Origin of the sequence: Nocardiopsis sp. NPDC007018 (genome assembly GCF_040635075.1) — a bacterium.
Classification (GTDB): domain Bacteria; phylum Actinomycetota; class Actinomycetes; order Streptosporangiales; family Streptosporangiaceae; genus Nocardiopsis.
This window is the reverse complement of record NZ_JBEYHA010000044.1, coordinates 13071-36212: the sequence shown is the minus strand read 5'-3', so window position 1 is coordinate 36212 and position 23142 is coordinate 13071. Positions and strand designations below refer to the sequence as shown.

The 23142-nt window shown below is 71.6% G+C and carries 25 protein-coding genes and 1 tRNA gene; 12 read left to right on the top strand and 14 right to left on the bottom strand.

What is annotated here, in order from left to right:
* Nucleotides 1–127 precede the first annotated feature (127 nt).
* The 7 genes from ABZ635_RS20845 to ABZ635_RS20815 form a co-directional block, all read right to left on the bottom strand.
* Nucleotides 128–787, bottom strand: coding sequence for a response regulator transcription factor (locus tag ABZ635_RS20845; RefSeq protein WP_357767676.1), 660 nt, complete (start codon nucleotides 785–787; stop codon nucleotides 128–130).
* Entirely contained in the window at nucleotides 784–2607 is a 1824-nt protein-coding gene (locus ABZ635_RS20840) for a HAMP domain-containing sensor histidine kinase (RefSeq protein WP_357767673.1), read from the bottom strand. Before ABZ635_RS20840 ends, ABZ635_RS20845 begins: the two co-directional genes overlap by 4 nt.
* Nucleotides 2597–3019 carry a hypothetical protein gene (locus tag ABZ635_RS20835; RefSeq protein ID WP_357767670.1) on the bottom strand — a complete coding sequence of 141 codons (423 nt, stop codon included), beginning with the start codon at nucleotides 3017–3019 and terminating at the stop codon, nucleotides 2597–2599. Before ABZ635_RS20835 ends, ABZ635_RS20840 begins: the two co-directional genes overlap by 11 nt.
* Before the next feature lie 145 nt (nucleotides 3020–3164).
* Nucleotides 3165–3566: a hypothetical protein gene (locus ABZ635_RS20830; RefSeq protein ID WP_357767703.1), complete on the bottom strand. Its 402-nt coding sequence runs from the start codon at nucleotides 3564–3566 to the stop codon at nucleotides 3165–3167.
* Nucleotides 3567–3637: 71 nt separating this feature from the next.
* Nucleotides 3638–4309, bottom strand: a complete 672-nt coding sequence (locus ABZ635_RS20825; protein WP_357767668.1) for a response regulator transcription factor — start codon at nucleotides 4307–4309, stop codon at nucleotides 3638–3640.
* Nucleotides 4310–4567: 258 nt separating this feature from the next.
* The gene (locus tag ABZ635_RS20820) at nucleotides 4568–6100 is read right to left on the bottom strand and encodes an amidase (protein ID WP_357767665.1); all 1533 of its coding nucleotides are present in this window, start codon (nucleotides 6098–6100) and stop codon (nucleotides 4568–4570) included.
* A 26-nt stretch (nucleotides 6101–6126) separates the two neighbouring features.
* Nucleotides 6127–7158: a D-2-hydroxyacid dehydrogenase gene (locus tag ABZ635_RS20815; RefSeq protein ID WP_357767662.1), complete on the bottom strand. Its 1032-nt coding sequence runs from the start codon at nucleotides 7156–7158 to the stop codon at nucleotides 6127–6129.
* A gap of 336 nt (nucleotides 7159–7494) precedes the next feature.
* Here ABZ635_RS20815 and ABZ635_RS20810 point away from each other — a divergent pair, with 336 nt between their 5' ends.
* From ABZ635_RS20810 to ABZ635_RS20795, 4 genes are all read left to right on the top strand, one after another.
* The gene (locus tag ABZ635_RS20810) at nucleotides 7495–7977 is read left to right on the top strand and encodes a DUF3830 family protein (protein ID WP_357767700.1); all 483 of its coding nucleotides are present in this window, start codon (nucleotides 7495–7497) and stop codon (nucleotides 7975–7977) included.
* 83 nt (nucleotides 7978–8060) lie between these two features.
* Entirely contained in the window at nucleotides 8061–8963 is a 903-nt protein-coding gene (locus ABZ635_RS20805) for an Asp/Glu racemase (protein ID WP_357767659.1), read from the top strand.
* A 35-nt stretch (nucleotides 8964–8998) separates the two neighbouring features.
* Nucleotides 8999–9748 (top strand): maleate cis-trans isomerase, encoded by a 750-nt coding sequence (locus tag ABZ635_RS20800; RefSeq protein WP_357767656.1) that lies wholly within the window; start codon nucleotides 8999–9001, stop codon nucleotides 9746–9748.
* 59 nt (nucleotides 9749–9807) lie between these two features.
* Entirely contained in the window at nucleotides 9808–10476 is a 669-nt protein-coding gene (locus tag ABZ635_RS20795; protein WP_357767654.1) for a GntR family transcriptional regulator, read from the top strand.
* 209 nt (nucleotides 10477–10685) lie between these two features.
* Here the strand turns inward: ABZ635_RS20795 and ABZ635_RS20790 are convergent, their stop codons facing one another.
* A complete protein-coding gene (locus ABZ635_RS20790; RefSeq protein ID WP_357767651.1) occupies nucleotides 10686–12152 on the bottom strand; it encodes an NAD-dependent succinate-semialdehyde dehydrogenase in 1467 nt (488 codons plus the stop codon).
* A gap of 160 nt (nucleotides 12153–12312) precedes the next feature.
* Here ABZ635_RS20790 and ABZ635_RS20785 point away from each other — a divergent pair, with 160 nt between their 5' ends.
* The 3 genes from ABZ635_RS20785 to ABZ635_RS20775 all read left to right on the top strand — a co-directional run bounded on the left by ABZ635_RS20785 (nucleotide 12313) and on the right by ABZ635_RS20775 (nucleotide 14838).
* Nucleotides 12313–13566 carry an aminotransferase class III-fold pyridoxal phosphate-dependent enzyme gene (locus ABZ635_RS20785; protein WP_357767648.1) on the top strand — a complete coding sequence of 418 codons (1254 nt, stop codon included), beginning with the start codon at nucleotides 12313–12315 and terminating at the stop codon, nucleotides 13564–13566.
* Nucleotides 13567–13714: 148 nt separating this feature from the next.
* Nucleotides 13715–13790, top strand: a tRNA-Arg gene (locus tag ABZ635_RS20780).
* Between the two features lie 733 nt (nucleotides 13791–14523).
* A complete protein-coding gene (locus tag ABZ635_RS20775; RefSeq protein WP_357767646.1) occupies nucleotides 14524–14838 on the top strand; it encodes a MerR family transcriptional regulator in 315 nt (104 codons plus the stop codon).
* Nucleotides 14839–14976: 138 nt separating this feature from the next.
* On the opposite strand, the gene ABZ635_RS20770 is transcribed toward ABZ635_RS20775, so the two are convergent.
* The 3 genes from ABZ635_RS20770 to ABZ635_RS20760 all read right to left on the bottom strand — a co-directional run bounded on the left by ABZ635_RS20770 (nucleotide 14977) and on the right by ABZ635_RS20760 (nucleotide 18076).
* A complete protein-coding gene (locus ABZ635_RS20770; RefSeq protein WP_357767643.1) occupies nucleotides 14977–16368 on the bottom strand; it encodes a DEAD/DEAH box helicase in 1392 nt (463 codons plus the stop codon).
* Between the two features lie 234 nt (nucleotides 16369–16602).
* Nucleotides 16603–16806, bottom strand: a complete 204-nt coding sequence (locus tag ABZ635_RS20765; RefSeq protein ID WP_357767640.1) for a cold-shock protein — start codon at nucleotides 16804–16806, stop codon at nucleotides 16603–16605.
* A gap of 319 nt (nucleotides 16807–17125) precedes the next feature.
* Entirely contained in the window at nucleotides 17126–18076 is a 951-nt protein-coding gene (locus ABZ635_RS20760) for an SDR family NAD(P)-dependent oxidoreductase (protein WP_357767637.1), read from the bottom strand.
* Nucleotides 18077–18160: 84 nt separating this feature from the next.
* Here ABZ635_RS20760 and ABZ635_RS20755 point away from each other — a divergent pair, with 84 nt between their 5' ends.
* On the top strand, nucleotides 18161–18733 hold the full coding sequence (locus tag ABZ635_RS20755) for a helix-turn-helix domain-containing protein (RefSeq protein ID WP_357767635.1): 573 nt from the start codon (nucleotides 18161–18163) through the stop codon (nucleotides 18731–18733).
* Nucleotides 18734–18904: 171 nt separating this feature from the next.
* Here the strand turns inward: ABZ635_RS20755 and ABZ635_RS20750 are convergent, their stop codons facing one another.
* Entirely contained in the window at nucleotides 18905–19213 is a 309-nt protein-coding gene (locus ABZ635_RS20750; protein ID WP_357767632.1) for a GNAT family N-acetyltransferase, read from the bottom strand.
* Between the two features lie 86 nt (nucleotides 19214–19299).
* Nucleotides 19300–19950 carry a hydrolase gene (locus ABZ635_RS20745; protein WP_357767629.1) on the bottom strand — a complete coding sequence of 217 codons (651 nt, stop codon included), beginning with the start codon at nucleotides 19948–19950 and terminating at the stop codon, nucleotides 19300–19302.
* 251 nt (nucleotides 19951–20201) lie between these two features.
* Here ABZ635_RS20745 and ABZ635_RS20740 point away from each other — a divergent pair, with 251 nt between their 5' ends.
* The 4 genes from ABZ635_RS20740 to ABZ635_RS20725 all read left to right on the top strand — a co-directional run bounded on the left by ABZ635_RS20740 (nucleotide 20202) and on the right by ABZ635_RS20725 (nucleotide 22088).
* A complete protein-coding gene (locus ABZ635_RS20740) occupies nucleotides 20202–21134 on the top strand; it encodes a DUF5996 family protein (RefSeq protein ID WP_357767627.1) in 933 nt (310 codons plus the stop codon).
* Nucleotides 21135–21229: 95 nt separating this feature from the next.
* Nucleotides 21230–21697 (top strand): MarR family winged helix-turn-helix transcriptional regulator, encoded by a 468-nt coding sequence (locus ABZ635_RS20735; RefSeq protein ID WP_357767624.1) that lies wholly within the window; start codon nucleotides 21230–21232, stop codon nucleotides 21695–21697.
* An 80-nt stretch (nucleotides 21698–21777) separates the two neighbouring features.
* Entirely contained in the window at nucleotides 21778–21900 is a 123-nt protein-coding gene (locus ABZ635_RS20730; protein ID WP_357767622.1) for a hypothetical protein, read from the top strand.
* The gene (locus ABZ635_RS20725) at nucleotides 21897–22088 is read left to right on the top strand and encodes a hypothetical protein (RefSeq protein WP_357767620.1); all 192 of its coding nucleotides are present in this window, start codon (nucleotides 21897–21899) and stop codon (nucleotides 22086–22088) included. Before ABZ635_RS20730 ends, ABZ635_RS20725 begins: the two co-directional genes overlap by 4 nt.
* Before the next feature lie 46 nt (nucleotides 22089–22134).
* Here ABZ635_RS20725 and ABZ635_RS20720 read toward each other — a convergent pair whose 3' ends face one another.
* A complete protein-coding gene (locus ABZ635_RS20720) occupies nucleotides 22135–22665 on the bottom strand; it encodes a hypothetical protein (protein ID WP_357767617.1) in 531 nt (176 codons plus the stop codon).
* Between the last annotated feature and the right edge of the window lie 477 nt (nucleotides 22666–23142).

Here is a 23142-nt window from a genome sequence, read left to right as displayed (position 1 = left end):
CGGTCGGTTCGCGTCGCGGCGCACCGGGCCCCCGGCCGTTCGGCCGGTCCGACCCGGTGCGCCCGCCGTACGGTGCGGCCCCTCGAACCAACCGCTACCCGCGACCTCCCGCCGGGCCCGGGCTGCTTCAGCCGGTCAGCCGGTACCCCATGCCCCGCACGGTCAGGATGCGCTCGGCCCCCACCTTGCGCCGCAGCGCGCGCACGAACACGTCGACCACGTTCGACCCCGGGTCGTAGTCGAACCCCCACACGTGCGACAGCATCTGCTGGCGGGTCATCACCTGACCCTGGTGGCGCATGAGCAGCTCCAGCAGCGCGAACTCCCGTGCGGTGAGGTCCACCGAGTCCTCACCCACCTCGACCCGGCGGGTCCGCAGGTCGAGGCGGAGCCCGCCCGCGTGCAGCACCGTCAGGTCGGGGGCGCGCTCGGTGCGCATCCGCAGCCGGACCCGCGCGAGAAGCTCCTCGAAACGGAACGGCTTGGTGACGTAGTCGTCCGCCCCGATCTCCAGCCCGGTCACGGTGTCGCGCACCCCGTCGCGTGCGGTCAGGATCACCACGGGCACGTCCACCCCCAGGGCGCGCACCCTGCGGAGCACGTCGAACCCGTCGGTGTCCGGCAGTCCGAGGTCCAACAGCATGAGGTCGAAGCCGCCGGTGACCGCGTAGTCCACGGCCTCGGCCCCGGTTCCCACCACCGTGGTGGTGAACCCGCTGGCGGTCAATCCCTTCTGGACGAAGGAGGCGATCCGCTCCTCGTCCTCGACGATCAGTACCCGGCTCACAGGTGTTCCCTTCCATCGCGGTCGTCAACGGGGGTCAGGGGGATGACGAGGGTGAAGGTCGAGCCCGCGCCGGGGGCCGAGACCAGGTCCACCCGACCGTGGTGCGCCTCGGCGATGGCGCGGACGATGGCCAGGCCCAGCCCGGCGCCCCGGTCTCCGCGTGCGGTGCGGCCGCCCCGGGAGAAGCGCCCGAAGATGCGCGCGTGTTCTTCGGCGGGGATGCCGGGGCCGTGGTCGGCCACCCACAGGCGCACCTCGGAGCCGCTGACGCGGGAGCCGGTGCGCAGGGTGGAGCCGGGGGAGGTGTGCCGCACGGCGTTGGCCGCGAGCTGCACCACGGCCTGGGTGACGCGCTGGGGGTCGAGCCGCACCGTCTCCTCCGCCAGCGACTCCAGCCGCCAGTCGCGGTCGCCGAGCTGGCGTACCTTGGCGTCGATGTCGCTGGTGAGCTCGGCCAGGGAGACGGGTTCGGGGCGGACGAAGTCGGGCTGCTGGGCCTTGGCGAGCAGGAGGAGGTCCTCCACGATGCGGCCCATCCGGTCGAGTTCGTCGGTGACCAGCCGGACGACCTCGCGGCGCTCCTCGGGGTCGTCGCCCATGAGTTCCAGGTGGCCGCGCACGATCGTGATGGGGGTGCGCAGCTCGTGCCCGGCGTCGTCGACGAACCGGCGTTGTTCGGTGAAGGCCCCCTCCAACCGGTCCAGCATGCTGTTGAACTGTTCGGCCAGTGCGGCGATGTCGTCCCGGCCGGACACCTCGATGCGCTGGGTGAGGTCCTCCTCGGTGATCTCGGCGGCCGCCCTGCGCACCAGCCGGACCGGGGCGAGGACGCGCCCGGCCACCCACCAGGCGGCGGTGGCGGCGGCGAGCAGCCCGACCACGCTGACCAGGGCGAGGGTGCCCATGGTCCCGGCGGAGGTGCCGTCGTCGTGCGCGGTGAAGTAGCCGATCACGAACCAGCCCGCGGGCCCGCCGTCGCCCTCGGGCGGCAGCGCGCGGATCTTCTCCCACTCGACCGGCCCGGCCGGGGTGTCCAGCACGCCTCGGGCGTCGGGGGTGTCCAGGACGGCCTCGACCATAACCGGGTCGGCGGACACGTCGTACGGGGGCTCCTGCCCCTGCCGGATGCGTCCGGTGACGACCTCCTCGCCTCCGCGGCCGCCGCGCGTCGCGGACCGTTCACCGCCCTGGGCGCCGGTCCGCGCGTCGCCCTCCGGTTCGTCGACCCAGCCGAAGAGGATCTCGGAGTCCTCGGGGAACTGGCGTTCCAGGTGCACCCGGATGAGGGACGAGACGTCGGCGAAGGCCTCCCCGGTGCCGGGGTCGACGCCGACCGCCGCGAACCCCTGGAACTCGGCGATCTCCTGGGCCAGGGCGCGGTCGACCCGATCGTCGGTCCGGGCGGTCAACGCGCTCCAGGTGACCACGTTGACCAGGACGAGGACGCCGGCCATGAGCAGGACCACCCAGGCCGTGATGAGCAGCCGGGCGGGCACCCGGCGGCGCTGGGGGAGGTCCGGCTGGGGGCCGCGCAGGACGAGGGTGGGAAACACGGAGGTGCCGCCCGGGGCGGGGGAGCCTTCCGGTGACGGTGTGCCGTGCGTGGAACCGCCGGGTCTGGAGCGGCCCGGAGGGACGTGCACGGTGGTGGCGTCGGGGTCAGCGGTACCGGTGTTCGGGGCGACACCGGCGCCCGCACCGGTCCCGGGCCCCGCGTGCGGCGCGGCGCCCGTGCCGGAGGCGGTGTCGGAGACCGAACCGCGACCGGTGGAGCCGTCCGCTCCGTCCCCCTCCGCCCCCCGCCGGCGGTCAGTCGTCATCGTCGTCCCCGTCCCCGTTCTCGTACCGCGCGTCCAGGCACGCCTCCCACCAGGCCTCCCACTGTTCCTCGCCCCACGCCTCGTGGCCGGAGCCCCCGTCGAGGCAGTCGAACGGGAACCCGGTCGGCGGCTCGGCCGAGGGCTCGGGGGAGGGGACGGGCGAGGGGGCCCCGGTCTCCCCGGTGCCCTCGCCGTCGCTCGCCCCGTCCTGGTCGGTGACCGGCGGGGGAGGGCTGACCACGCCGTCGTCGGGTTCGGCGGCGGAGGTGGCCCCGGGCGACTCGCCGAGCACCACCTCGGAGGCGCGCCCCGGGTCGGGGTCGCGGAGGAACAGCGCCCACACCAGGGCGGCGACGGTGACGGCGACGACCGTCAGCGCCCCGGCCGCCAGCGGCACCAGAGGTGATCTCATGACTGTCAAGCCTCCCCGACGAAGGCGGCGCGCACATGAAACGGGCATGAGGACGTCTTCATGATCCCAGGTCGGGCGCACGATGAGGGGCGGGCCCCCTCCGCTCGGGAGGAGGCCCGCCCCGGAGGCCGCGAGCGGGCCCGTGTCAGGCGCGGTCCTCCAGGTAGCGCAGGGAGAGGCGCGCGGCGTTCTCGTGGCCGTGGCCCGCGTCCACGGCGGCCTGGGCGATCGGGCGGACGGCCGCCAGCGGCCCGGGGTCCATGCCGCGGTCCCTGGAGGCGTGGATGACGTGGTCCATGGTGGCCAGGTTCGAGGTGATGCTGGACCCGTCCGCGGAGAAATCGCCCCGGTCGAGCTTGCCCGCCATGTGGGTCACGGACTCGGGCAGGAGCCCGACGATCCCCTGGGCGAACGGGGCGAAGTCCGCCGGTTCGATCCCCTCCGCCCTCGCGAGAGCGAACGCGTGGGCGAGCCCGGACATCGAGGTCCAGAAGATCTCGAGCAGGGCGAGGTCGTACCCGGCGGCGCGGCCGTGGTCGTCGCCCAGGTGGGTGTGCGTGCCGCGCTGGGGGAGCGGGGGCTGGCGGCGGCTCTGGACGCCGGACGGGACGGGCCGGATCAGTAGCGGCGGCCGCGCAGCTCGGCCACCAGCACCGCCGCCTGGGTGCGGCGCTTGAGGTCCAGTTTGGCCAGCAGCGCGGAGACGTAGTTCTTCACGGTCTTCTCGGCCAGGTACAGGCGCTCACCGATCTGCCGGTTGGTCATGCCCTCGCCGATGAGGTCGAGGATCTGGCGCTCCTGCGGGGTCAGCTCCGCCAGGGGGTCGGGCTCGGCCTGGGCCCCGCGCAGCCGCTCCAGCATCGCGCCGGTGCTGCCCGAGTCCAGCAGGGAGCCGCCCGCCGCGACCGTGCGCACCGCGCCGACGAGGTCGGCGCCGTGGATCTGCTTGAGGACGTACCCGGCGGCCCCGGCCATCACGGCGTCGTACAGGGCGTCCTCGTCGGCGAAGGACGTGAGCATCAGGCAGGCGATCCCGGGGTGGTCGGAGCGGATCTCGCGGCACACCTGCACCCCGGAGCCGCCCGGCAGGCGCACGTCGAGCACGGCCACGTCGGGCAGCACCACCGGGATGCGGGACAGCGCCTGCTCGGCGGTCCCGGCCTCGCCCACGATCGTCATGTCGTCCTCGGTCTCCAAGAGCGCGGCCACGCCGCGCCGGACGACCTCGTGGTCGTCGACGAGGAAGACCCTGATCGGCTTCCGGGCACCCTCGGCTCCACCGTGGCTCATCGCGGCCCCTTCCTCGTCTCGTGTCCGCTCGGACCTGACACCGCTTCGAGGAAGACGTTAACGCCTGAGAGGAGCGCCACGGGGGTCCTTGGACACCGAACTCCCCGGGCGAAGGTCCCAGAATCGGACAAATACGTGACCTCGGGTGAGAAGTGCCTGATCACGCCTGGTCTGAGTGCGGGCGCCGCCACCGCATCGTCACCATCTCGTCACCCGGGCCGGGCGCCGGAACCCGAACAGGGTCCCGGCGCCCGCGCCTCACGGCCGCCGGCCCGCCCAGGGGCGGGCGAGTTCGAAGGCCCGGCAGGCCCGGAGCACACGCGCGTCGGAGTGCCGGGGGCCCACCACCTGGAGGCCGATCGGCAGACCCGACTCGCTGAACCCGCACGGCACGCTCGCGGCGGGCTGCTGGGTCATGTTGAACGGGTAGCTGAACCCGGCCCAGGAGGTCCACCGCCGCCCCGCCAGCTCGGGCGGCGACTCCAGCCCGGCCTCGAAGGCCACGATCGGCATGGTGGGCGTCAGCAGGAGGTCGTAGGTCTCGTGGAAGCGGCCCATCCGGGCCCCCATCGCCATGCGCAGCGCCATCGCCGTCAGGTAGTCCTGGGCCGTGTAGGTGCCGCCCTCCTCGATGATCTCCCGCAGGCCCGGGTCCTGGAGGTCGCGGTCCCGGTCGGTGAGCCGCTCGGTGGCCTTGGCCGCCCCCGAGTACCAGAGCACGTGGAACTCCTCCAGGGAGCCCGGCAGCTCGGGGTCGGTCTCCTCCACCTCGGCGCCCAGCGCCGCGAACACGCTCGCCGCGTCGGCGACCACGCGGGCCACCTCGGGGTCCACGTCCAGCCCGCCCAGGGTGGGGCTGTAGGCGATGCGCATGCCCCGCACCAGCGCCTCGGGGTCGGTGCCGCGCCCCGCCTCGGCCAGCCCGCCCGGGGCCGGGGTCGGCATGGCCATCCAGTCCCGGGAGTCGAACCCGGAGACCACGTCCAGCATCAGCGCCATGTCGCCCACGGTGCGGGCCATCGGCCCGGTGTGCGCGAGCGACCCGAACGGGCTCGCCGGGAAGTGCGGCACCAGGCCCCAGGTGGGCTTGATCCCGCAGATGCCCGTGAAGCTGGCCGGGATGCGGATGGAGCCGCCCCCGTCCGTCCCGGTGGAGATCGGGCCCATCCCGGCGGCCACCGCGGCCGCCGACCCCCCGCTGGAACCGCCGGGAGTGGTCGACAGGTCCCACGGGTTGCGCGTGATCCCGGTGAGCGGGTTGTCCGTGACGCCCTTCCAGGCCAGCTCCGGCGTGGTCGTCTTGCCGACGAACACCGCCCCCTGCTCGCGCAGGCGCGCCACCACGGGGGAGTCCTCGTCCCACGGGCCCTCCTGGGAGGAGGTCACCGACCCCTTGAGGGTGGGCCACCCCTTCGTCAGGTGGATGTCCTTGACGGAGGCGGGGACGCCGTCCAGTCTGCCCTCGGGCTCGCCCCGCCGCCAGCGCTCCGCTGAGGCGCGGGCCGCCTCGCGCGCCTCCTCGGGGCGCACCAGGCAGAACGCGTTCAGGGCCGGGTTGTCCTGCTCGATGCGTTCGAGCACCGCGTCGACCGCCTCCACCGGGGACAGCTCCCCGGTGGAGTAGGCGCGCAGGAGTTCTTCGGCGGACAGGTCGGCCGGTGTCGCGGGTTCGCCCGCGCGCGCCGCCGGGACGCCGCGCGCGGCCCCCGCGTCGGCACCGGTGGAGCCTTCGGCCGCACCGACGGCCGCACCGGCGTCGTCGGTCCCGGCCCGGTCGGAACGGATCGTCACATCAGCCTCCCAAGTCACGCGAGGGGTCAGCCGGGCACGTAGCCCCGGCGCTTGTCCACGACGTTGCGCGGTCCGCGCCCGTCCAGGTAACGGGCGAGGTTGTCCAGGAACAGCTCGACCAGGTCGTCCCGCCAGCCGACGACGTCACCGGACATGTGCGGCGACACGATCGACCCGGGCAGCCCCCAGAGCGGGTTGATGGCCTTGAGCGGTTCCCGTTCGAAGACGTCCAGTGCGGCACCGGCGATCGCGCCCCGGTCCAGGGCGGCGACCAGGTCGGACTGGACGACGATGGGGCCGCGCGCGATGTTGACCAGCCGCGCGGTGGGTTTCATCAGGTCGAGGAAGGGCCGGGCGACCAGGCCCCGGGTGGCCTCGGTGAGCGGCGCGGCGACCACGACGTAGTCGGCCTCGGGGAGCTCGCCGACCAGCGTGGGGCCGCCGTCGGCGCCTCGCCCGTCCAGGCTGGACTCGACCACGGAGCCGAAGTCGGGGTCGCCGTCGCGGGCGTGACTGCCCGATCCGTGGACCTCCATGCCCACGGCCCGGAGCTTGCGGGCGATCGCCCGGCCGATCGGCCCGGTGCCGACGACCAGGGCGCGCCGACCGGCCACGCGCTCGGTCTCGCGGTGCCGCCACACCCGCTCCCGCTGGAGGTCCCAGGTGCCGTGGAGGTCCTTGGCGAAGGAGATGACCAGGCCCAGGACGTACTCGGCGATGTGTTCGTCGAAGACACCGCGCGAGTTGGTGACCACCACGTCGCTCTCGACCAGCCCGGGGAACATGAGGTTGTCCACGCCGGTGGTGGCGGCGTGCACCCACCTCAAGGAGTCGGCCTTGGACCAGGAGTCGGCCAGCGCCTCGGTGAACAGGTCCCACACGAGCAGGAGGTCCGCGCCGGGAAGGGCGGTGGGCAGCTCGTCGGCGGTGGCGTAGACGACCCCGCCGAGTCCGGGGTGGTCGTCGATGCGCTCGTGCCCCGGTGGAAGGTCCTCGCCTCGGAGGACGACGAGACGGGGCCGCTCGGGCACGGACGGGTTGGCGGCGGAACTGTTCACGGGCGCCCTTTCCGGTTGCGACGGTGTTCTGACGTGCCGATCCTGTCGTCGGAGTGGTGGTTTCGCCCTGCACGGGAAACGCTAGGGAGCCGCTCATGGATTGTCAACAATCCACAAAACGCCCGTTCCGGGCCTTTGCGGCGTGTTGTCCACGAGGCCTCCGGGCCTTCTCGGGGCGCCGTTCACCCGCACCGACGCTGACGGCGTACCCGCGCGTCCCGGTGGCTATTGCCGTCCAGGGGGGATGGATCGTAAGATTGTAGACAATCAACATCACGTGAGGTGCCAGGGAACCCTGACGAAACATCTTCGAAGGGACGCCACTTGCCCAGATACATGACCGTCACCCTCGCTCGGCGCGGGGTCTCCTGCGTGGCCGAACTTCTGGAGGCGGACGCCCCCCGCACCTGCGACGCGGTGTGGAACGCGCTCCCGCAGGGGGACGCCGTCCAGCACGCCAAGTACGCGCGCAACGAGGTCTACACGATGGTGCCGAGGTTCGCCGACCCCGAACCGGGCCAGGAGAACCCCACCGTCACGCCCATCCCCGGCGACATCGTCTACTTCTCGTTCGACGAGGGCATGCTCGACCGCTCCTTCAAGGAGGACAAGGGCATCGGGCACCTGCCCGGCGTCATCGACCTCGCCCTGTTCTACGGGCGCAACAACCTGCTGCTCAACGGCGACGTGGGCTGGGTCCCCGGCAACGTGTTCGCCACCGTCGTGGAGAACCTGCCCGCCATGGCCGAGGCCTGCAACGACGTCTGGCGCTCCGGGAGCGTCGGCGAGCGCCTCCTGTACGAACGGCTCGAACGCTGACCGGCCCCGAGGCGGCGGTCCGGGAGACTCCGAGGCCGCACGACCCCACACGAGCGCGACCGAAACCGGGAGGTGAGTGACCGATGCGGACCGAGCGAGACCGAGCGGCCCACGAGGGCGGCCCCGGAGGCGTCCCGGTGCGACGCCCCGAGGCGGGCGACGACGACCGGACCCCCGCCCCCATCCCCTTCACGGCGGACCCGACCATCCCCGAACACGGCGCGACGCACCCGGTCGCCGACCTCTCGGCGACCACGCTCACGCCCTGGCAGGCGGGCGTCGGCGTCGTGGCGCCCTACGACTTCGCGCTCGATCGCGAACTGTGGCGCTGGACGCCCGACGACGTCTCACTGCTCATCACCCGTCTGCCGTACGTGCGCATCCCGGTGACCGTCGACCAGGCCGCGGCCCTCAGCCGCGGCAAGCGCGTGACCAAGGCGGTCCGGGCCCTCACGGCCCCCGAGCCCCTCGCGGTCGGCTACGCCTGCGCCTCCGGCAGCTTCGTGCACGGAGCGCACGGAGAACGGGAACTGCGTACCACCATGCTGGCGGCGGGAGCGCCCGCCGCCGTCACCACCTCGGGCGCGCTGATCAACGCCCTGCGCGCCCTGGAGACCGACCGCATCGCGGTGGTCACCCCGTACGTCGACAGCGTCACCGACCGCCTGCTCGACTACCTCGCCGAACACGACGTCGGGGTCACCTCCAGCGTGGGGCTCGGCCTGCTCAGCCACATCTGGAGGGTCACCTACGCCGAGGTCGCCCGGGCGGTCCACGAGGTCGACCGCCCCGACGCCCAGGCCGTCTTCATCAGCTGCACCAACGTCCTCACCTACGACATCATCGCGCCCCTGGAACGAGAGCTGGGCAAACCGGTGATCGCCGCCAACCAGGTCACCATGTGGGACCTGCTGCGGGCCGCCGGACACCAGCCCGTGGCCCACGGCCAGCGCCTGGTCGACGCGACCGCGCCCAGCGCCGTCTGACACCGCCCGGAGGGCGCCCGGCCCCAAGGAGAACCATGACCCGAGTCGGAATCCTGTATCCCGGCCACAGCGCCGAGGACGACTACCGGACCTTCGCCGAGGCGCTCGGCGGCGAGGTCGAACTCCCGCTGGTGCACACGCTCATGCGTGAGGACGCCCACCGGGTGGACGCCCTCCTGGACGTGGGCAGCGAGGGCGTGCTCGCCAAGGGCGCCCAGGAGCTGACCGCGATGCGGGTCGACTCCGCCGTCTGGGCCTGCACGAGCGGCAGCTTCGTGTTCGGCTGGGAGGGCGCCCGCCGCCAGGTGGAGGGGGTGCGGGAGGTGACGGGCGTACCGAGCTCCAGCACCTCCTTCGCCTTCGTGCACGCCCTGAGCCAGCTACGCGCCTCCCGGGTCGCCATCGCCGCCACCTATCCCGACGACGTCGCCCTGCGCTTCGTGGAGTTCCTCACCGACGCCGGAGTGACCGTCATGTCCATGGCCAGCCACGGCATCGCCACGGCGGCCGAGGTCGGCCACCTCGACCCCGACGAGGCGCTCGACTTCGTCATCTCCAACGACCACCCCAGGGCCGAGGCGGTCCTGGTCCCCGACACGGCCCTGCACAGCGCGGACCTCATCGAACCGATGGAGGCCCTGCTGGGCAAGACGGTGCTCACCGCCAACCAGGTCAGCGTGTGGGAGGGCCTGCGGCTCGCCGGACAGTGCGGGGCCAGGTCCGGGCCGGGCACGCTCTTCCGCTCCGGGGCCTCCGTGGTCCGGAGCGCGTTCGAGTCCGGTTAGCCTCGGGGCCAGTCGCGCCCGGTTCGTCACCATTGCACCGAAGCCTCGAAGGGAACACCATGCCAGCCCCCGGTCAGCTCAGACCCGTCCCCAGACGGTCCACCGCCGAGCTGATCGCCGACCAGCTGAGATCGGCGATCATGTACGGCTCACTCGCCCCGGGGGACCAGCTCGGCGAGGCCGAACTGGCCGGGCGGCTGGGCGTCAGCCGGGGGCCGCTCCGCGAGGCCATGCAGCGCCTGGTCCAGGAGGGCCTGCTCCGCAGTGAACGGCACAGGGGCCTGTTCGTGCGCGAGCTCACGCCCGACGACGTCCGGGACGTCTATGTGGCCCGGCTCGCGGTGGAGCGCACCGCCTGCGAGCTGATCATGCGGGGCAACCGGGGAGAGGCCCTGGCCCGCCTCACCCCCGCCGTGGACCGGTTGGCCGAGGCGGCCGCCAGCGCCGACCGCACCGCCATGAGCGACGCCGACCAGGAGTTCCACCGCACCCTGGTGAGCTGCTCGGGCAACTCCCGGCTCGAGCGCATGGCGCAGACCCTGCTGGTCGAGACCCGCATGTGCCTCACCGTGATGCAGTCCGTCTACCCCGAGCCCCAGGAGCTCCTGGACGAGCACCGCCGCATCCTCGACGCCATCGTGGAGGGCGAGGAGGAACGGCTGCTCACGCTCATCGAGTCGCACATGGTCGACACCGTCGCCCGCATCAACGCGGAGTCCGCGGCCTGACCCGGACGGACCCGTGCCCGGTCACGGGGTGCGGGGCCGTGCCCCGAGGCGCGGGGCCGCCGCGAAGCCCCGTGCCCGCCCCCGCTGCCCGGAGCCGACCGAGCGGGGTGCGCTCGACCGCGCGGGCCGCAGTCCCACACGGCCCGCCGTGAGGCCGTCCCGGTGGCATTGCCGCGACCCGGGACGACCCCCTGCGAGAGCCCGAGCGGTCAGACCAGGCCGCCGATCCCCACGTACTTGGTGTCCAGGAACTCGTCGATGCCCACACGGCCGCCCTCGCGGCCCAGACCCGAGTGCTTGACACCGCCGAACGGCGCCGCGGGGTTGGACACCACGCCCTGGTTGAGGCCGACCATGCCGGTCTCCAGGGCCTCACTCACCCGCATGGCCCGGTTCAGGTCACGGGTGTACAAGTAGCTGACCAGGCCGAACTCGGTGTCGTTGGCGGCGCGGACCGCCTCCTCCTCCGTCTCGAAGGTGAGCACCGGCGCCACCGGGCCGAAGATCTCGGTGGTCGACAGCTCCGCCGCGAACGGGACGTCGGCCAGCACCGTCGGCTGGTAGAAGTGCCCCGGTCCGTCGCCGGGCCCCCCGCCGACGAGCACGCGCGCCCCGCGCCGCACGGCGTCGTCCACCAGCCCCTGGACCTTGTCGCGCGCCTTGTCGTCGATCAGCGGGCCCACGTCCGCGCCGTCGTCCAGCCCCCGGCCCAGCCGGAGCGCGCCCATGCGCTCGCTGAGCCGCCGCGAGAACTCCTCGGCGATCCCGGACTGGGCGTAGATCCGGTTGGCGGCCGTGCAGGCCTCGCCGATGTTGCGCATCTTGGCGAGCATCGCGCCGTCCACCGCGGCGTCCAGGTCGGCGTCGTCGAAGACCAGGAACGGCGCGTTGCCGCCCAGCTCCATCGACGTGCGCAGGACCTGCGGGGCGCTCTGTTCCAGCAGCTTGCGGCCCACGGCGGTGGAGCCGGTGAACGACAGCTTGCGGACGCGGCCGTCCGACAGCAGGGGCTCGGTGAGCGCACCGGGGTCCGTGGTGGGCAGGACGCTGAGCACGCCCTCGGGGAGGCCCGCCTCGGACAGGATTCCGGCCAGGGCCAGCGCCGACAGCGGCGTCTGGTGGGCGGGCTTGAGGATCATCGTGCAGCCGGAGGCGATCGCCGGGCCGATCTTGCGGGTGCCCATCGCCATGGGGAAGTTCCACGGGGTGATGAGCATGCACGGGCCCACCGGCTGGCGCATGATGAGGAAGCGCGACTTGCCGTCCGGCGAGGTGGAGTACCCGCCCTCGATCCGTACGGCCTCCTCGGAGAACCACCGGAAGAACTCGGCCGCGTAGGCGATCTCGCCCCGGGCCTCGGCCAGCGGCTTGCCCATCTCCAGGGTCATGAGGACGGCCAGCTCCTCCTGGCGCTCCATGAGCAGCTGGAAGCTCCTGTGCAGGATCTCGCCGCGCTCGCGGGGCGCGACCCGGGCCCACCCCGGCTGGGCCCGTGCCGCGGCGTCCAGGGCCTCCAGAGCGTCGTCCCGGCCCGCGTCGGCCACGTCGCACAGCACCTTGCGGGTGGACGGGTCCTCGACCTCGAAGGTCGCGCCCGAGGAGGAGTCCCGCCACTTCCCGCCGAGGAAGAGCCTCTTGTCCACCTGTGCGACGACCCGTGCTTCGCGATCCGACATGTTCTCTCCTCCGTCGACGGGCCGCCCCGGCGTGGAACGGCCTGTGGTCAGAACTGCCCGACGTGCGCCCGCTGGACACCGCCGCGCCCCGGATGTTTCCATAGCAGCGTCGATTGTCAACAATCCTACGGAACTCGACACAAGGAATTGAGGCCATCGCATGGCGGAGCTCTCCCCGGTTCTCAAGCAGGCGACCCCGGTCGTCGCGGCACGAGGCGAGGGTGTCTACATCTACGACGAGGACGACCGCCGTTTCCTCGACTTCACCGCCGGGATCGGCGTGACCAGCACCGGGCACTGCCACCCCAGGGTGGTCGCGGCCGCACAGGAGCAGGTCGCGACCCTGATCCACGGCCAGTACACCACCGTGATGCACCGGCCCCTGCTGCGACTCACCGAACGCCTCGGCGAGGTGCTGCCCGAGGGGATCGACCGCCTGTTCTACGTGAACTCCGGCAGTGAGGCCGTGGAGGCGGCGCTGCGCCTGGCCCGCCAGGCCACCGGCCGCCAGAACGCGGTGGTCTTCCAGGGCTCCTTCCACGGGCGCACCATGGGCGCCGCCTCGCTCACCACGTCCGGGGTGAAGATCCGCGCCGGAATCGGCCCGCTCGTGCCCGGTGTGGTGGTCGCACCGTTCCCGTACGCGTTCCGCCTCGGCCTGTCCGAGGAGGAGGCGGTGGCGTACGCCCTGCGGGAGCTCGACTACCAGTTCGCCACGGTGACCTCCCCGAAGGACACCGCCGCCGTGTTCATCGAGCCCGTCCTCGGTGAGGGCGGCTACGTGCCCGTCCCCGACGCCTTCCTCCAGGGGCTGCGGGAGCGCGCCGACCGGCACGGGTTCCTGCTGGTGGTGGACGAGGTCCAGACCGGCTTCGGCCGCACCGGCACGTTCTGGGGCCACGAGCCGTCCGGGGTGCGCCCGGACATCGTCATCACCGCGAAGGGACTGGCCAGCGGCTTCCCGCTGTCCGCGATCGCCGCACCGGCCGCGATCATGGAGAAGGCCTGGCCGGGTTCCCAGGGCGGCACCTACGGCGGCAACGCGGTCTCCTGCGCGGCGGCCCTGGCCACCCTGGACGTCATCCAGGAGGAGGGGCTGGTGGAGAACGCCGCCCGCCAGGGCGAGCGGCTCCAGCAGGGCCTGGCCAAGATCGCCGAGGCGCACCCGTCCATCGGTGACGTCCGGGGCCGCGGCCTGATGCGGGCCAACGAGTTCGTCAAGGAGGACGGCAGTCCCGACGGAGAGGCCGCGCAGCGCGCCCAGCAGGCGGCGTCCAGGAACGGCCTGCTGCTGCTGACCTGCGGCCCGGCGGGCAACGTGGTCCGCTTCATCCCGGCCCTGGTGGTCAACGGCGAGCAGGTCGACACCGCCCTGGAGCTGTGGGCGGCCTCCGTGGAGGAAAGCGTCGTCTAGACGTTGGCGGGGCGCCGACCCCGGGGTCGGCGCCCCATGGCCCGGGTCACACCGAAAACTGGCGCAAAGGTGCTCCGACGCCGTGATAGAGTCGGAGACGTCGCAAGGGAGAGCGCAGCTCACCCGGGCGACACACAACTGAAGACCTGCACTCGTAGCTCAATGGATAGAGCATCTGACTACGGATCAGAAGGTTGGGGGTTCGAGTCCTCCCGAGTGCACCACCTTGAGACAGTGGAGAGGCCGCCCGGTTCGCGCAAGCAACCGGGCGGCTTCTTTTGTGTCGGGGCAGACTTCCGATGGCCCCACGGGTCCAGCTGGTGTCCGTGGTCCCGAAGAGGGCCCTCAGGCGTACCCAGTTTCTCCAGAGTCGGACCGTCGTGGAGAAGCTTTGAAACTCATCTCCAGAGACACGGAAACTTGTAGCGGCGAGGGTAGACATGCGCGCCGCTCGTTGCTAGGTTTTCTTCCACGGCCACTGAGTTACACGGCTGGACCACCGGATACGTCGGTGGAGAGCAGGTCGGCTCGACGGCGCGCACGTGCTTCAAGGCGCCGGGGGCCGGTAGGACAGCAGTACCGCGGTACCGGTCTCTCGCTCGTGCAGGGGAGGCCGCAGCAGGAAGAAGGACGCAGTAGGGCTCGACCGGCGCACGGTTGTACGGCGTCGGGAGCCGGAAGCAGTCGAAAGCAGTGCACGAAGTGAGAAGCGAGAGGAGTAGATGCCATCAGGATCGCCCGAGCGTGGAGAGGACTCCGCCCGGGTACCGCAGGCCCCTGGATGTGAAGGAAGGTGGTCCACGGTCACACAACCGCGATCCCCACGATCCCGTCCCAGCTTGACCTCGGGGTCTGGAAGACCGGCTCTCGCCGGTAGGTGGTATTGAACTCTCGGGCCCCAGCGCCGAAACGGCGCTGGGGCCCTCTACGTGCGTTCAGGAGAAGGAAGACACGCACTTGCCCCGTCCCGACACCGGCCACCGGTTCGACGATGACAACTACCCCGCCTACACCGTGGGCGCCGCCGCGGAGATGATCGGCGCCACACCGTCGTTTCTGCGCGCTCTCGGTCAGGCCAGACTGATCGAGCCCCTGCGCTCGGAGGGCGGACACCGCCGCTACTCCCGATACCAGCTCAAGATCGCCGCCCGCGCCCGCGAACTCGTCGACGAGGGGACTCCGATCGAGTCCGCCTGCCGCATCATCATCCTGGAGGACCAGCTCGAGGAGGCGTTGCGCATCAACGAGGAGATGCGCGCCAAAGATCTGTGAAGCCGATGGGGCGCGCCGCTCCCGGATCACATAGGGGCGACGCGGCCGGACCGGGTCCCGCTCGGTGCGGGCCCGGTCACCATCGGCCGACCTCCGGGTCCCCCCGGAGGGAGGGGCGGAATCCGGCGGAACCCGGTCTCAGCGTCGGGGGCGGCGCCGCCCCCGAGGTGCGAGTGTGCCTGAGCGCTCCTGCGGCCTGGCGGACCGCACGGTCACCGGCAGCCCCGAGGGTTCGCGGGCTCCGGTCACCTCGGCCAGCTCCGGGGTGTCCGCCCCGGCACCAAGGGTGCGCGGTTCGATCCGTGCCTTGCCCACCAGGCGAGTCATGTCGCGGCGCTGGGCGGGCATCACCAGCGTGACCACGTGGCCGGACTCACCGGCTCGGGCGGTGCGTCCGCCCCGGTGCAGGTAGTCCTTGTGGTCTGTGGGTGGGTCGATGTTGACGACCAGATCCAGGCCGTCCACGTGGATGCCGCGTGCTGCGACGTTGGTCGCGATCAGCGCCGTGACGTCTCCACGCTTGAACTGGTCGAGGGTGCGGGTGCGTTGGGGTTGGGTGCGTCCGCCGTGCAGGGGCGCGGCGAGCACCCCGTTGGCCAGTAGGTGTTCGGCCATACGGTCCACCGCGCGCTTGGTGTCGAGAAACATGATCACCCGGCCCTGTCGGGCGGCGATCCTGGTGGCGACGGACCTCTTCTCACCAGGAGAGACGTGCACGACGTGGTGCTCCATGGTGGACACGGCGCCTTCGGACAGGTCGACCGAGTGCACCACCGGGTCGTCAAGGAACCGGCGCACCAGCTGGTCGACGTTCCGGTCCAGGGTGGCGGAGAACAGCATGCGCCGCCCTCCGCTCGGTACCTCCTGGAGGATCGCGGTGACCTGGGGCATGAAGCCCATGTCGGTCATCTGGTCGGCCTCGTCCAGGACGGTGGTCTCCACCCGGTCCAGCAGACAGTCGCCGCGCTCCATCAAGTCGCGCAGCCGCCCCGGGGTGGCCACGACCACGTGGCTTCCCTGCCGTAGGCTGCGCGCCTGCCGGTGGATGGGCATACCGCCCACGACGGTGGTGGTGCGAACCCCCACCGAACGCGCGTAGGGCTCCAGGGACCCCGCGACCTGCTGTGCCAGCTCCCGGGTGGGGGCCAGGACCACGGCCAGGGGGCGCCGCGGTTCCGTGGGGCGCCCGTCGAGGCTGGCGAGCAGGGGCAGGCCGAAGGCCAGGGTCTTGCCGGAACCCGTTCGGCTACGGCCCAGCACATCGCGTCCGGCCAGGGCGTTGGGCAGGGTCGCCGCTTGGATGTCGGACGGGGTCGTCAGCCCTTGGCGGGTCAGGGTCCGCTTCAGGGCCGAGGGCATGTCCAGTGCCGCGAAGGAGTCCACGGGCGGCAGGGCCGGGGTGATGGTGGTGGGAAGCGCGAACTCGCCGGAGGGGCCCGCGTTGCGAGGGCGCGAGGAGCCGCCGGGGCGCTGTCGACCGTAACTTCGTGCCGGTCGCGCACGGCCTGTGGTGGGGTGGGGATGGCTCATAAATGGCCTTTCGCCGTCGGAGTTCCCCGGGAGGGAGGCCTCACGGCCCCACAGTGAAAACCGGTAACACCGAATGAATGAAACCTGCACGCCCGGATAGAGAATTTCCAGGTCGAGTAGAGCAGTTCTGGAAAACGACGCGCGTGAAATCGGGCGCGGGAAAACAAAAAGACGGGGTCCGGCTCCTGGAGGGCGGACCCCGTCACGGGGGGAGTGTCCTCCCCCGGATCAGGCTTAGCGCAGCGTGATGTTCTCGGCCTGGGGGCCCTTGGCCCCGGCGACGGCGTCGAACTGCACGGACTGGCCTTCGGCCAGCTCACGGTAGCCCGTGGCCTGGATGTTCGAGTAGTGGGCGAAGACGTCGGGGCCGCCACCGTCCTGCTCGATGAAGCCGAAGCCCTTTTCGCCGTTGAACCACTTGACTGTACCGGTGGCCATGATGGCACCTCTCGCTCGACAATGAAGAAAACCGCAGATGACGATTTTCCCGTCACTGCGGTGATCTCCGATGGAAGTGAGGTTCCATGGGGCCACTACTGCAACTCCTCTGACAGTAGCACAGAAAAATCTATTATCCCGATTATCTGGCGCTCCACGTGGCGTCGGAAAGTGCGGTGTGGGAAATGGAGGGGTGTGGAAGCACTTCAGGGGCGGGCGTCGGCGTGGTCCGGTGGTCGCGAAGCGGGCCCGACGAACCGTGTCGGGGTCCGGGATCGGCGTGAGTCACGACGGCGCGGCCCGTCGTGACTCACCGAGCTCAGGCCGGGGTGGGGGCACCGGTGGTCGGCAGCCGGACCCCGGCCAGCTCCTCCAGTTGGCGCCACACCGACTCCATCGCGTCCGGAGGGGGCGCCTGGGTCAGCGGGTTCGGGGTCAGGCGGACCGGCCGCCCCTTGACACCGCCGCTGGGAGAGTAGAGGTCACCTCCCTGGGCCCGGGGGTCGGTGAGGGCGCGCAGCGCGGACCAGGCCGCGGCGTCCTTGCCCTGGGCCCACGGCGTGTACGGGTTGCGTTGGAAGGGGACCGTCTCGTCCCGGACGCCCGGTCGGTGCGGGGTCCGGGCGTCCACGCCGACCCCCGGGCGTGAGACCAGGGAGGCCACCGGCACACCCGCGGCCCTCAGCCGTCGGTCGAGTTCGTAGGCGAACATCTCCGTGACCGCCTTGCTCCGGGTGTAGGCGCGGACGCCCAAGCGAGAGCGGGCGCGCACGTCCCGGACCCCTGTGCGCAGCAGGTCCACGAACGACGTCGAGGTGTGCACGATCCTCGCGGTCGCGCCGTGCCTCCGCGCCGTTCGCTCCAAGAGTGGAAGCGTCCCCGCGACCAACCCCACGTTCGCCCGGACGTGGGTCGCCAGGAGGGTCGGCAGGCCGTCGGGGGTCCGGTCGGCCGCGCTCAGCGACATGGAGCCCCCGTTCAACAGCAGCCCGTCCAGGCGTTCGTACTCCGCGAGTCCCGAGACGGCCGTGGCCGTCGACTCCGGTGACGCCAGGTCCAGGAGCAGCGAGCCCAGACTCGCGTTCGGCACCTGCGCCCGGATCGCGGCCGCGGCGGTGCCCAGTCGGTCGAGCGAGCGCCCCGCGAGGACGACGTGTGCTCCGGTGGCGGCGAGTCGCTCCGCCGCGAAGTACCCGATGCCCGCGGTCGCCCCCGTCACCACCAGCGCGCGTCCGTGCTGTTCGGGCAGTACTTCGGGGTCCCAGTCCATGGCGACTCTCCCATCAATCGGATGAACTATCCGCTTACTGTAACAGTAATCGGATGACTTATCCGGTTCGAGTAGGATGCCTTCATGAACGCACTGCGCGCTGACGCCGCCCGGAGCAGGGAGCGCATCCTGGAGGTCGCGCGACGGAGCGACCCCAAGGACCTGCGCCTCAACGAGATCGCCCGCGAGGCGGGGGTCGGGGTCGGGACCGTCTACCGTCACTTCCCCACGTCCCACGCCCTGGTCGAGGAACTCACCATGGAGACTCTGGGCCGACTGCGCGCGCTCGCCGCACGGGCCAGCGCCGACCCCGACCCGGGGCGCGGGTTCGAGGCGGCACTGCGCGCCGTGGTCGACCTGCACCTGGAGGCGGGCGGTCTCCAAGCGGTCCTCCTCGCCAACGAGGACGTGAGCGAGGAGGTGGGGGCGCTCAAGGCCTCGATCTTCGGCGAGCTCGAAGAGCTGCTCAGGAGGGCGCGGGAGAGCGGAGCACTGCGCCGGGACCTGACCACCGCCCAGGTCGAGCGACTGGTCTGCGGGATCGAACACGCCATCCGCCTGGGGGAACCGGAGGACCGCGACGTCTTCGTGGACACCCTCGTCGCGGGCCTGAGACCGCCCGCCTCGACCGCCGCTGGGGCGCCGTCCACGCGCTGAGGCCCGCTTCCGAGCGCCGCCAGCGGCGAACGGTCGTCGCGCCATGAATCGGCGGCCGTGTGAGGAAAGGGATTCGAGCCCCCGACGGCGGGCGGTGCCATTCCTGTCGCCCTCAGACGCCCGTCGGTGGGGTCTCCGGTGCCGGTCCGGACGGCTTCACCGCGGCGGCGCTCAGTCGTCGACGCTGCTGCGGGACTGGTAGAGCAGGTCCTGGTACTCGGGGTGTCGGGCGATCCACCCCGCGAAGAACGGGCAGGTCGCCAGCACCCGCAGGCGCGCGGAGCGGGCCTCGTCGAGGGCCGCGCGGGCGAGCGCGGACCCCACGCCCCGCCCCCCGTACTCAGGTGCGACCTCGGTGTGCACGAACGCGACGAGCTCCTCCGTTCGGATGTAGTCCGCGACGCCCGCGACCTCCGGTTCCCCGTCGACACGTGCCTCGTAGCGCTTCGCCTCCGGGGCGTCTCTCACCTCGACCGCCATGGGTCCTCCTCCTCGATGGGTCGGCCGGGCGGTCGTCCGCCCGGCCGGGTGCCCGCCGGGTGCTCGTCCGGCGGGCGCGGGTGGGGTCAGGCTCCGGTGCGGGAGTTCAACAGCTGGGTCTCCCAGGCGAACGCGACGCCGGTGGCACCACCGTGCTGCTCCAGGACCCCGGCCATGGCCGACACGGTCTCCTCCCGGGCCCAGTCGCGCTGCCACTCGCCCGCCACGGCCAGCCAGGTGATCGGCACCACGCCGGCCTGGACCATCCGCCGCACGGCCATGTCGTGGGCCTCGGCCGAGACACCGCCTGACGCGTCGGTGACCGCGAAGACGTGGTAGCCCTCGCCAGCCGCCTGGATCGCGGGCATCGCCAGGCAGATCTCCGTCCACAGTCCGGCGATGACCAGCTTCTTCCTGCCGGTCGCCTTGACGGCGTCGACGACCCGTTGGTCCTGCCAGGTGTTGATGAACGTGCGGTCGATCGGCGTCTGCTCCGGGAAGATGTCGCTGAGGCCCGGGATGAGGTGGCCGCCGCGCTCCTCCAGGACGGTGGTCAGGATGGTCGGAACCTCGAACGCCTTGGCGGCCTTGGCCAGGGCGATCGCGTTGTTGACGACCATGGTGGGCTCGTGGCTGTTCAGGTTGGCGAACTGGAACGGCTGGTGGTCGATGAGGACGAGCACGCTCTCCTCCGGGGTCAGCAGTGCCTCCAGTCCGTTCTTGGCCTCGGTGCTCACGGGGGTCCTCTCCGGGTGGGGGGGCGACGCCCACAGTGACTCATTTTATTGATGCGTCATCAAAATAGGCACCAATGGATGATGCGTCAACCGTGTGGCGGATCTGGCTAACAAGTTGACCCATCATCTACTATGCGCATGACGCATCACCCAACTTCGGGGCGTTCGAGCAGCCTGCCCCATTCGGCCTGTTCCGGGGTGGTGAAAGCGCCACCGCGCCTCCCGTGCCACATCCAAGGAATCGAGAACCGATGACCCTCCCGTCACTGACGAACTGGCCGGCACTGCGGGTCGCCGACTGGACCCCCACCCGCGACACCCTGCACATGTGGACCCAGATCGTCGGCAAGATCCGCATGGCCCACGCCCCGCTGGTCAACCACTGGTGGCAGGTCACCCTCTACGTCAGCCCACGCGGGTTGACGACCTCGGCCGTCCCGTACCGGGGCGGCGCCTTCGAGATCGAGTTCGACCTCGTCGGCCACCGGCTGGAGGTGCGCGGCAGCGACGGCGGTTCCCGGGGCTTCCCGCTGAGGCCGATGACGGTTGCCGAGTTCTACACCCGGACCCTGGACGCGTTGGGACGCCTCGGAATCGAGGCGCCGATCCGGCCGCACCCGAACGAGGTCGACCCGGCGATCCCCTTCGCCGAGGACCACGAGCACGCCTCCTACGACGCCGAGGCCGCCACCCTCTTCTGGCGACAGTTGTTGCAGGCCAACAGGGTGATGGGCGAGTTCCGGTCGCACTTCGTCGGCAAGGTGAGCCCGGTGCACTTCTTCTGGGGAGGGATGGACCTCGCCTGCACCCGCTTCTCCGGGCGGTCGGCCCCGCCGCACCCGGGCGGTGCGCCCAACTGCGGGGACTGGGTCATGGTGGAGGGCTACTCGCGGGAACTGTCCAGCTGCGGGTTCTGGCCCGGCGGCGGCGAGGAGGGCGCCTTCTACTCCTACGCCTACCCCGCGCCCGCCGGGTTCGCCGACCAGCCGGTCGGTCCGGAGGGCGCGTACTACAGCACGGAGTTCCAGCAGTTCCTGCTGCCCTACGAAGTGGCCCGCGCCGCACCCGATCCCGACCGCGCCGTCGCGGAGTTCCTCCGCACGACCTACGAGGCCGCCGCCGACCAGGGGCACTGGGACCGCCCCGCGCTGGAGGACGACCCCCTCCGTTGGGCCGGAGCCTGAACCGACCGGGACACGGCGGTCGGGGTGCCCCGCCGGTCACCCCGACCGCCGCGCTCGCCCAGGTGAGGTGTCGACTTCTTCGTTACACTGCGCCCATGGACGAGACGCCGCGCTGGCTGAACGCGGAGGAGAAGGCGGCATGGGACGGCTTCATCCGCATGCAGGAGACGCTCGTCGGGCGGCTCTCCCGTCTCCTCCAGGCCGACTCCGGGATGTCCGCCTCCGACTACGTCGTCCTCGTGAACCTCACCGAGAGCAGTGAGGGGAAGATGCGCTACCTGGAGCTGGCCAAGCTCGTCAACTGGGAGAAGAGCCGCATGTCCCACCAGGTCAGGCGGATGACGCAGCGCGGTCTCGTGGCCAGGGAGGAGTGCCCCGACGACGCCCGGGGGGCGTTCATCGTCGTCACCCCGGCGGGTTACGAGGCGATCGAGGCGGCCGCGCCGCTCCATGTCGAACACGTGCGGCGTCTGTTCGTCGACGCGCTGACCCCGAACCAGCTCGGCACGTTCGCCCGGCTCACCCAGCGCGTGTCGGACCACATGGACAAGCAGCCCGACTGAGCACGAACCCGGGTCGTCGCTGATCCTCGTCCTGCGCGAGGATGGGGGCCGACACCCCCCACGGAAGCCGGGAACCGACCATGTTCGACATGATCACCGACGCCGCCGAGCGTGCGGTCGTCCACGCTCGGGATGAGGGCGCGCTCGTCATGCCCCCCGCCGCCGACGCGGTTCCCGCGGCGTCCGCCCAGGGCGCCCCGTGACCGGCCGCGCCCCCGAAGGCCACCTGAAGCTGACGATCGCCTGTGTGCTGCTGTTCGTCGGCGGCCTGCTGATCCTGGTGTCCGCCAGCCCGCTCACGGGTGACCCGAACCCGACGAACATGCTGGGCGGCGCGGTCATGATGGGGGTGTCGACCCTGCTCTACCACCTGATGATCCGGCGGTGGTGACGGACGGGGGCCACCGTCGGCGGCTGCCCGGGTACCACCGAGGCGGCTACCCGGGGAGCACGACCAGGGCTCCTCCGGAGCCCTGTGCCAACGTCGTTCGCACACGGCCCGCGATCCAGTCGGGAGCGCCGACCAGCTCCTCCCCGGCGAGGAGCGGCACGCGGGCGGTGACCGTGCCGACCCCGTCGAGCCGTTCCAGGGTCAGGTCCGCGGACCCGGTGGCGGGGTCCGCGTGGACCGCGACCAGATTCAGGTCCCTCATCCGCCAGTGGGTGGAGTCGACACAGATCTGGTCCAGCAGCCAGGCGTAGCGGGCTCGGGCCGAAGCGTTCGTGGGCGGGGCCCAGAACTCCCGTCCGTGTCCGGGTGGCGAGGCCCGTACGGTCCGGCCCGGGGCCGCGCCCTCCAACAGGTGTCGAAGCCGGTCCGCGTCGGTGTCGGGCTCGCAGACGACGGTGACCCGTGGTCCTCCGTCCCAGGCCGCTCGAACCCGGGCCCGCGCACCGGTCAGGTCGAGTGCCAGGAGGAGGTCGGTGTCGGCGCGTTGGATCGTCGAACTCGCGACCATGGCGGGCACCCACCACTCCACGTGCGGCCATCGGGGCGAGGGGCGCAGCGGTCGCGCGTGGTGCGGCAACGGACCTCCGGGCGTGTCCGGGTGCGGGCGGCTCTTCCCCCGGCGTCGCGGAGGGTGGACGTTCGGAACCGGAGTCCCCGGGAGGGGGCATCGGCCTTCGGTCCCACCGTAGGCGCCGCGCGGCCGTCCTCGGGTCGAGGGGATGCCGAACGGCCCCGTCGGCGCCTCCCGAGAAGAAGTCTCCTCGAAGGCGGCGCGAACACTCCGTCAGAGCGGGGCGGAGGGGGTCGTCTCACGAAAAAATGTACCAGTGTTTGTCGCACATGAAGCGGGGGCGTTTTCCCTTGTCCGACAGGGCCTCCCGGCCACCGACAACCGTCCCGAAACGACCCGATGAGCAAGTTCGGACTTGCCACACGGCTCTCACGTGCTAAAACCTAGGTGGGTTTGGGGTTGCTACCAAACCCATAACGAATC

What these genes read in the sequence shown, in the direction of transcription:
- ABZ635_RS20840 (WP_357767673.1), bottom strand. Translation starts at nt 2,607, where the DNA reads ATGACGACTGACCGCCGGCGGGGGGCGGAGGGGGACGGAGCGGACGGC.
- ABZ635_RS20835 (WP_357767670.1), bottom strand. Translation starts at nt 3,019, where the DNA reads ATGAGATCACCTCTGGTGCCGCTGGCGGCCGGGGCGCTGACGGTCGTC.
- ABZ635_RS20825 (WP_357767668.1), bottom strand. Translation starts at nt 4,309, where the DNA reads ATGAGCCACGGTGGAGCCGAGGGTGCCCGGAAGCCGATCAGGGTCTTC.
- ABZ635_RS20810 (WP_357767700.1), top strand. Translation starts at nt 7,495, where the DNA reads ATGACCGTCACCCTCGCTCGGCGCGGGGTCTCCTGCGTGGCCGAACTT.
- ABZ635_RS20805 (WP_357767659.1), top strand. Translation starts at nt 8,061, where the DNA reads ATGCGGACCGAGCGAGACCGAGCGGCCCACGAGGGCGGCCCCGGAGGC.
- ABZ635_RS20800 (WP_357767656.1), top strand. Translation starts at nt 8,999, where the DNA reads ATGACCCGAGTCGGAATCCTGTATCCCGGCCACAGCGCCGAGGACGAC.
- ABZ635_RS20795 (WP_357767654.1), top strand. Translation starts at nt 9,808, where the DNA reads ATGCCAGCCCCCGGTCAGCTCAGACCCGTCCCCAGACGGTCCACCGCC.
- ABZ635_RS20790 (WP_357767651.1), bottom strand. Translation starts at nt 12,152, where the DNA reads ATGTCGGATCGCGAAGCACGGGTCGTCGCACAGGTGGACAAGAGGCTC.
- ABZ635_RS20785 (WP_357767648.1), top strand. Translation starts at nt 12,313, where the DNA reads ATGGCGGAGCTCTCCCCGGTTCTCAAGCAGGCGACCCCGGTCGTCGCG.
- ABZ635_RS20770 (WP_357767643.1), bottom strand. Translation starts at nt 16,368, where the DNA reads ATGAGCCATCCCCACCCCACCACAGGCCGTGCGCGACCGGCACGAAGT.
- ABZ635_RS20765 (WP_357767640.1), bottom strand. Translation starts at nt 16,806, where the DNA reads ATGGCCACCGGTACAGTCAAGTGGTTCAACGGCGAAAAGGGCTTCGGC.
- ABZ635_RS20760 (WP_357767637.1), bottom strand. Translation starts at nt 18,076, where the DNA reads ATGGACTGGGACCCCGAAGTACTGCCCGAACAGCACGGACGCGCGCTG.
- ABZ635_RS20755 (WP_357767635.1), top strand. Translation starts at nt 18,161, where the DNA reads ATGAACGCACTGCGCGCTGACGCCGCCCGGAGCAGGGAGCGCATCCTG.
- ABZ635_RS20750 (WP_357767632.1), bottom strand. Translation starts at nt 19,213, where the DNA reads ATGGCGGTCGAGGTGAGAGACGCCCCGGAGGCGAAGCGCTACGAGGCA.
- ABZ635_RS20740 (WP_357767627.1), top strand. Translation starts at nt 20,202, where the DNA reads ATGACCCTCCCGTCACTGACGAACTGGCCGGCACTGCGGGTCGCCGAC.
- ABZ635_RS20735 (WP_357767624.1), top strand. Translation starts at nt 21,230, where the DNA reads ATGGACGAGACGCCGCGCTGGCTGAACGCGGAGGAGAAGGCGGCATGG.
- ABZ635_RS20730 (WP_357767622.1), top strand. Translation starts at nt 21,778, where the DNA reads ATGTTCGACATGATCACCGACGCCGCCGAGCGTGCGGTCGTCCACGCT.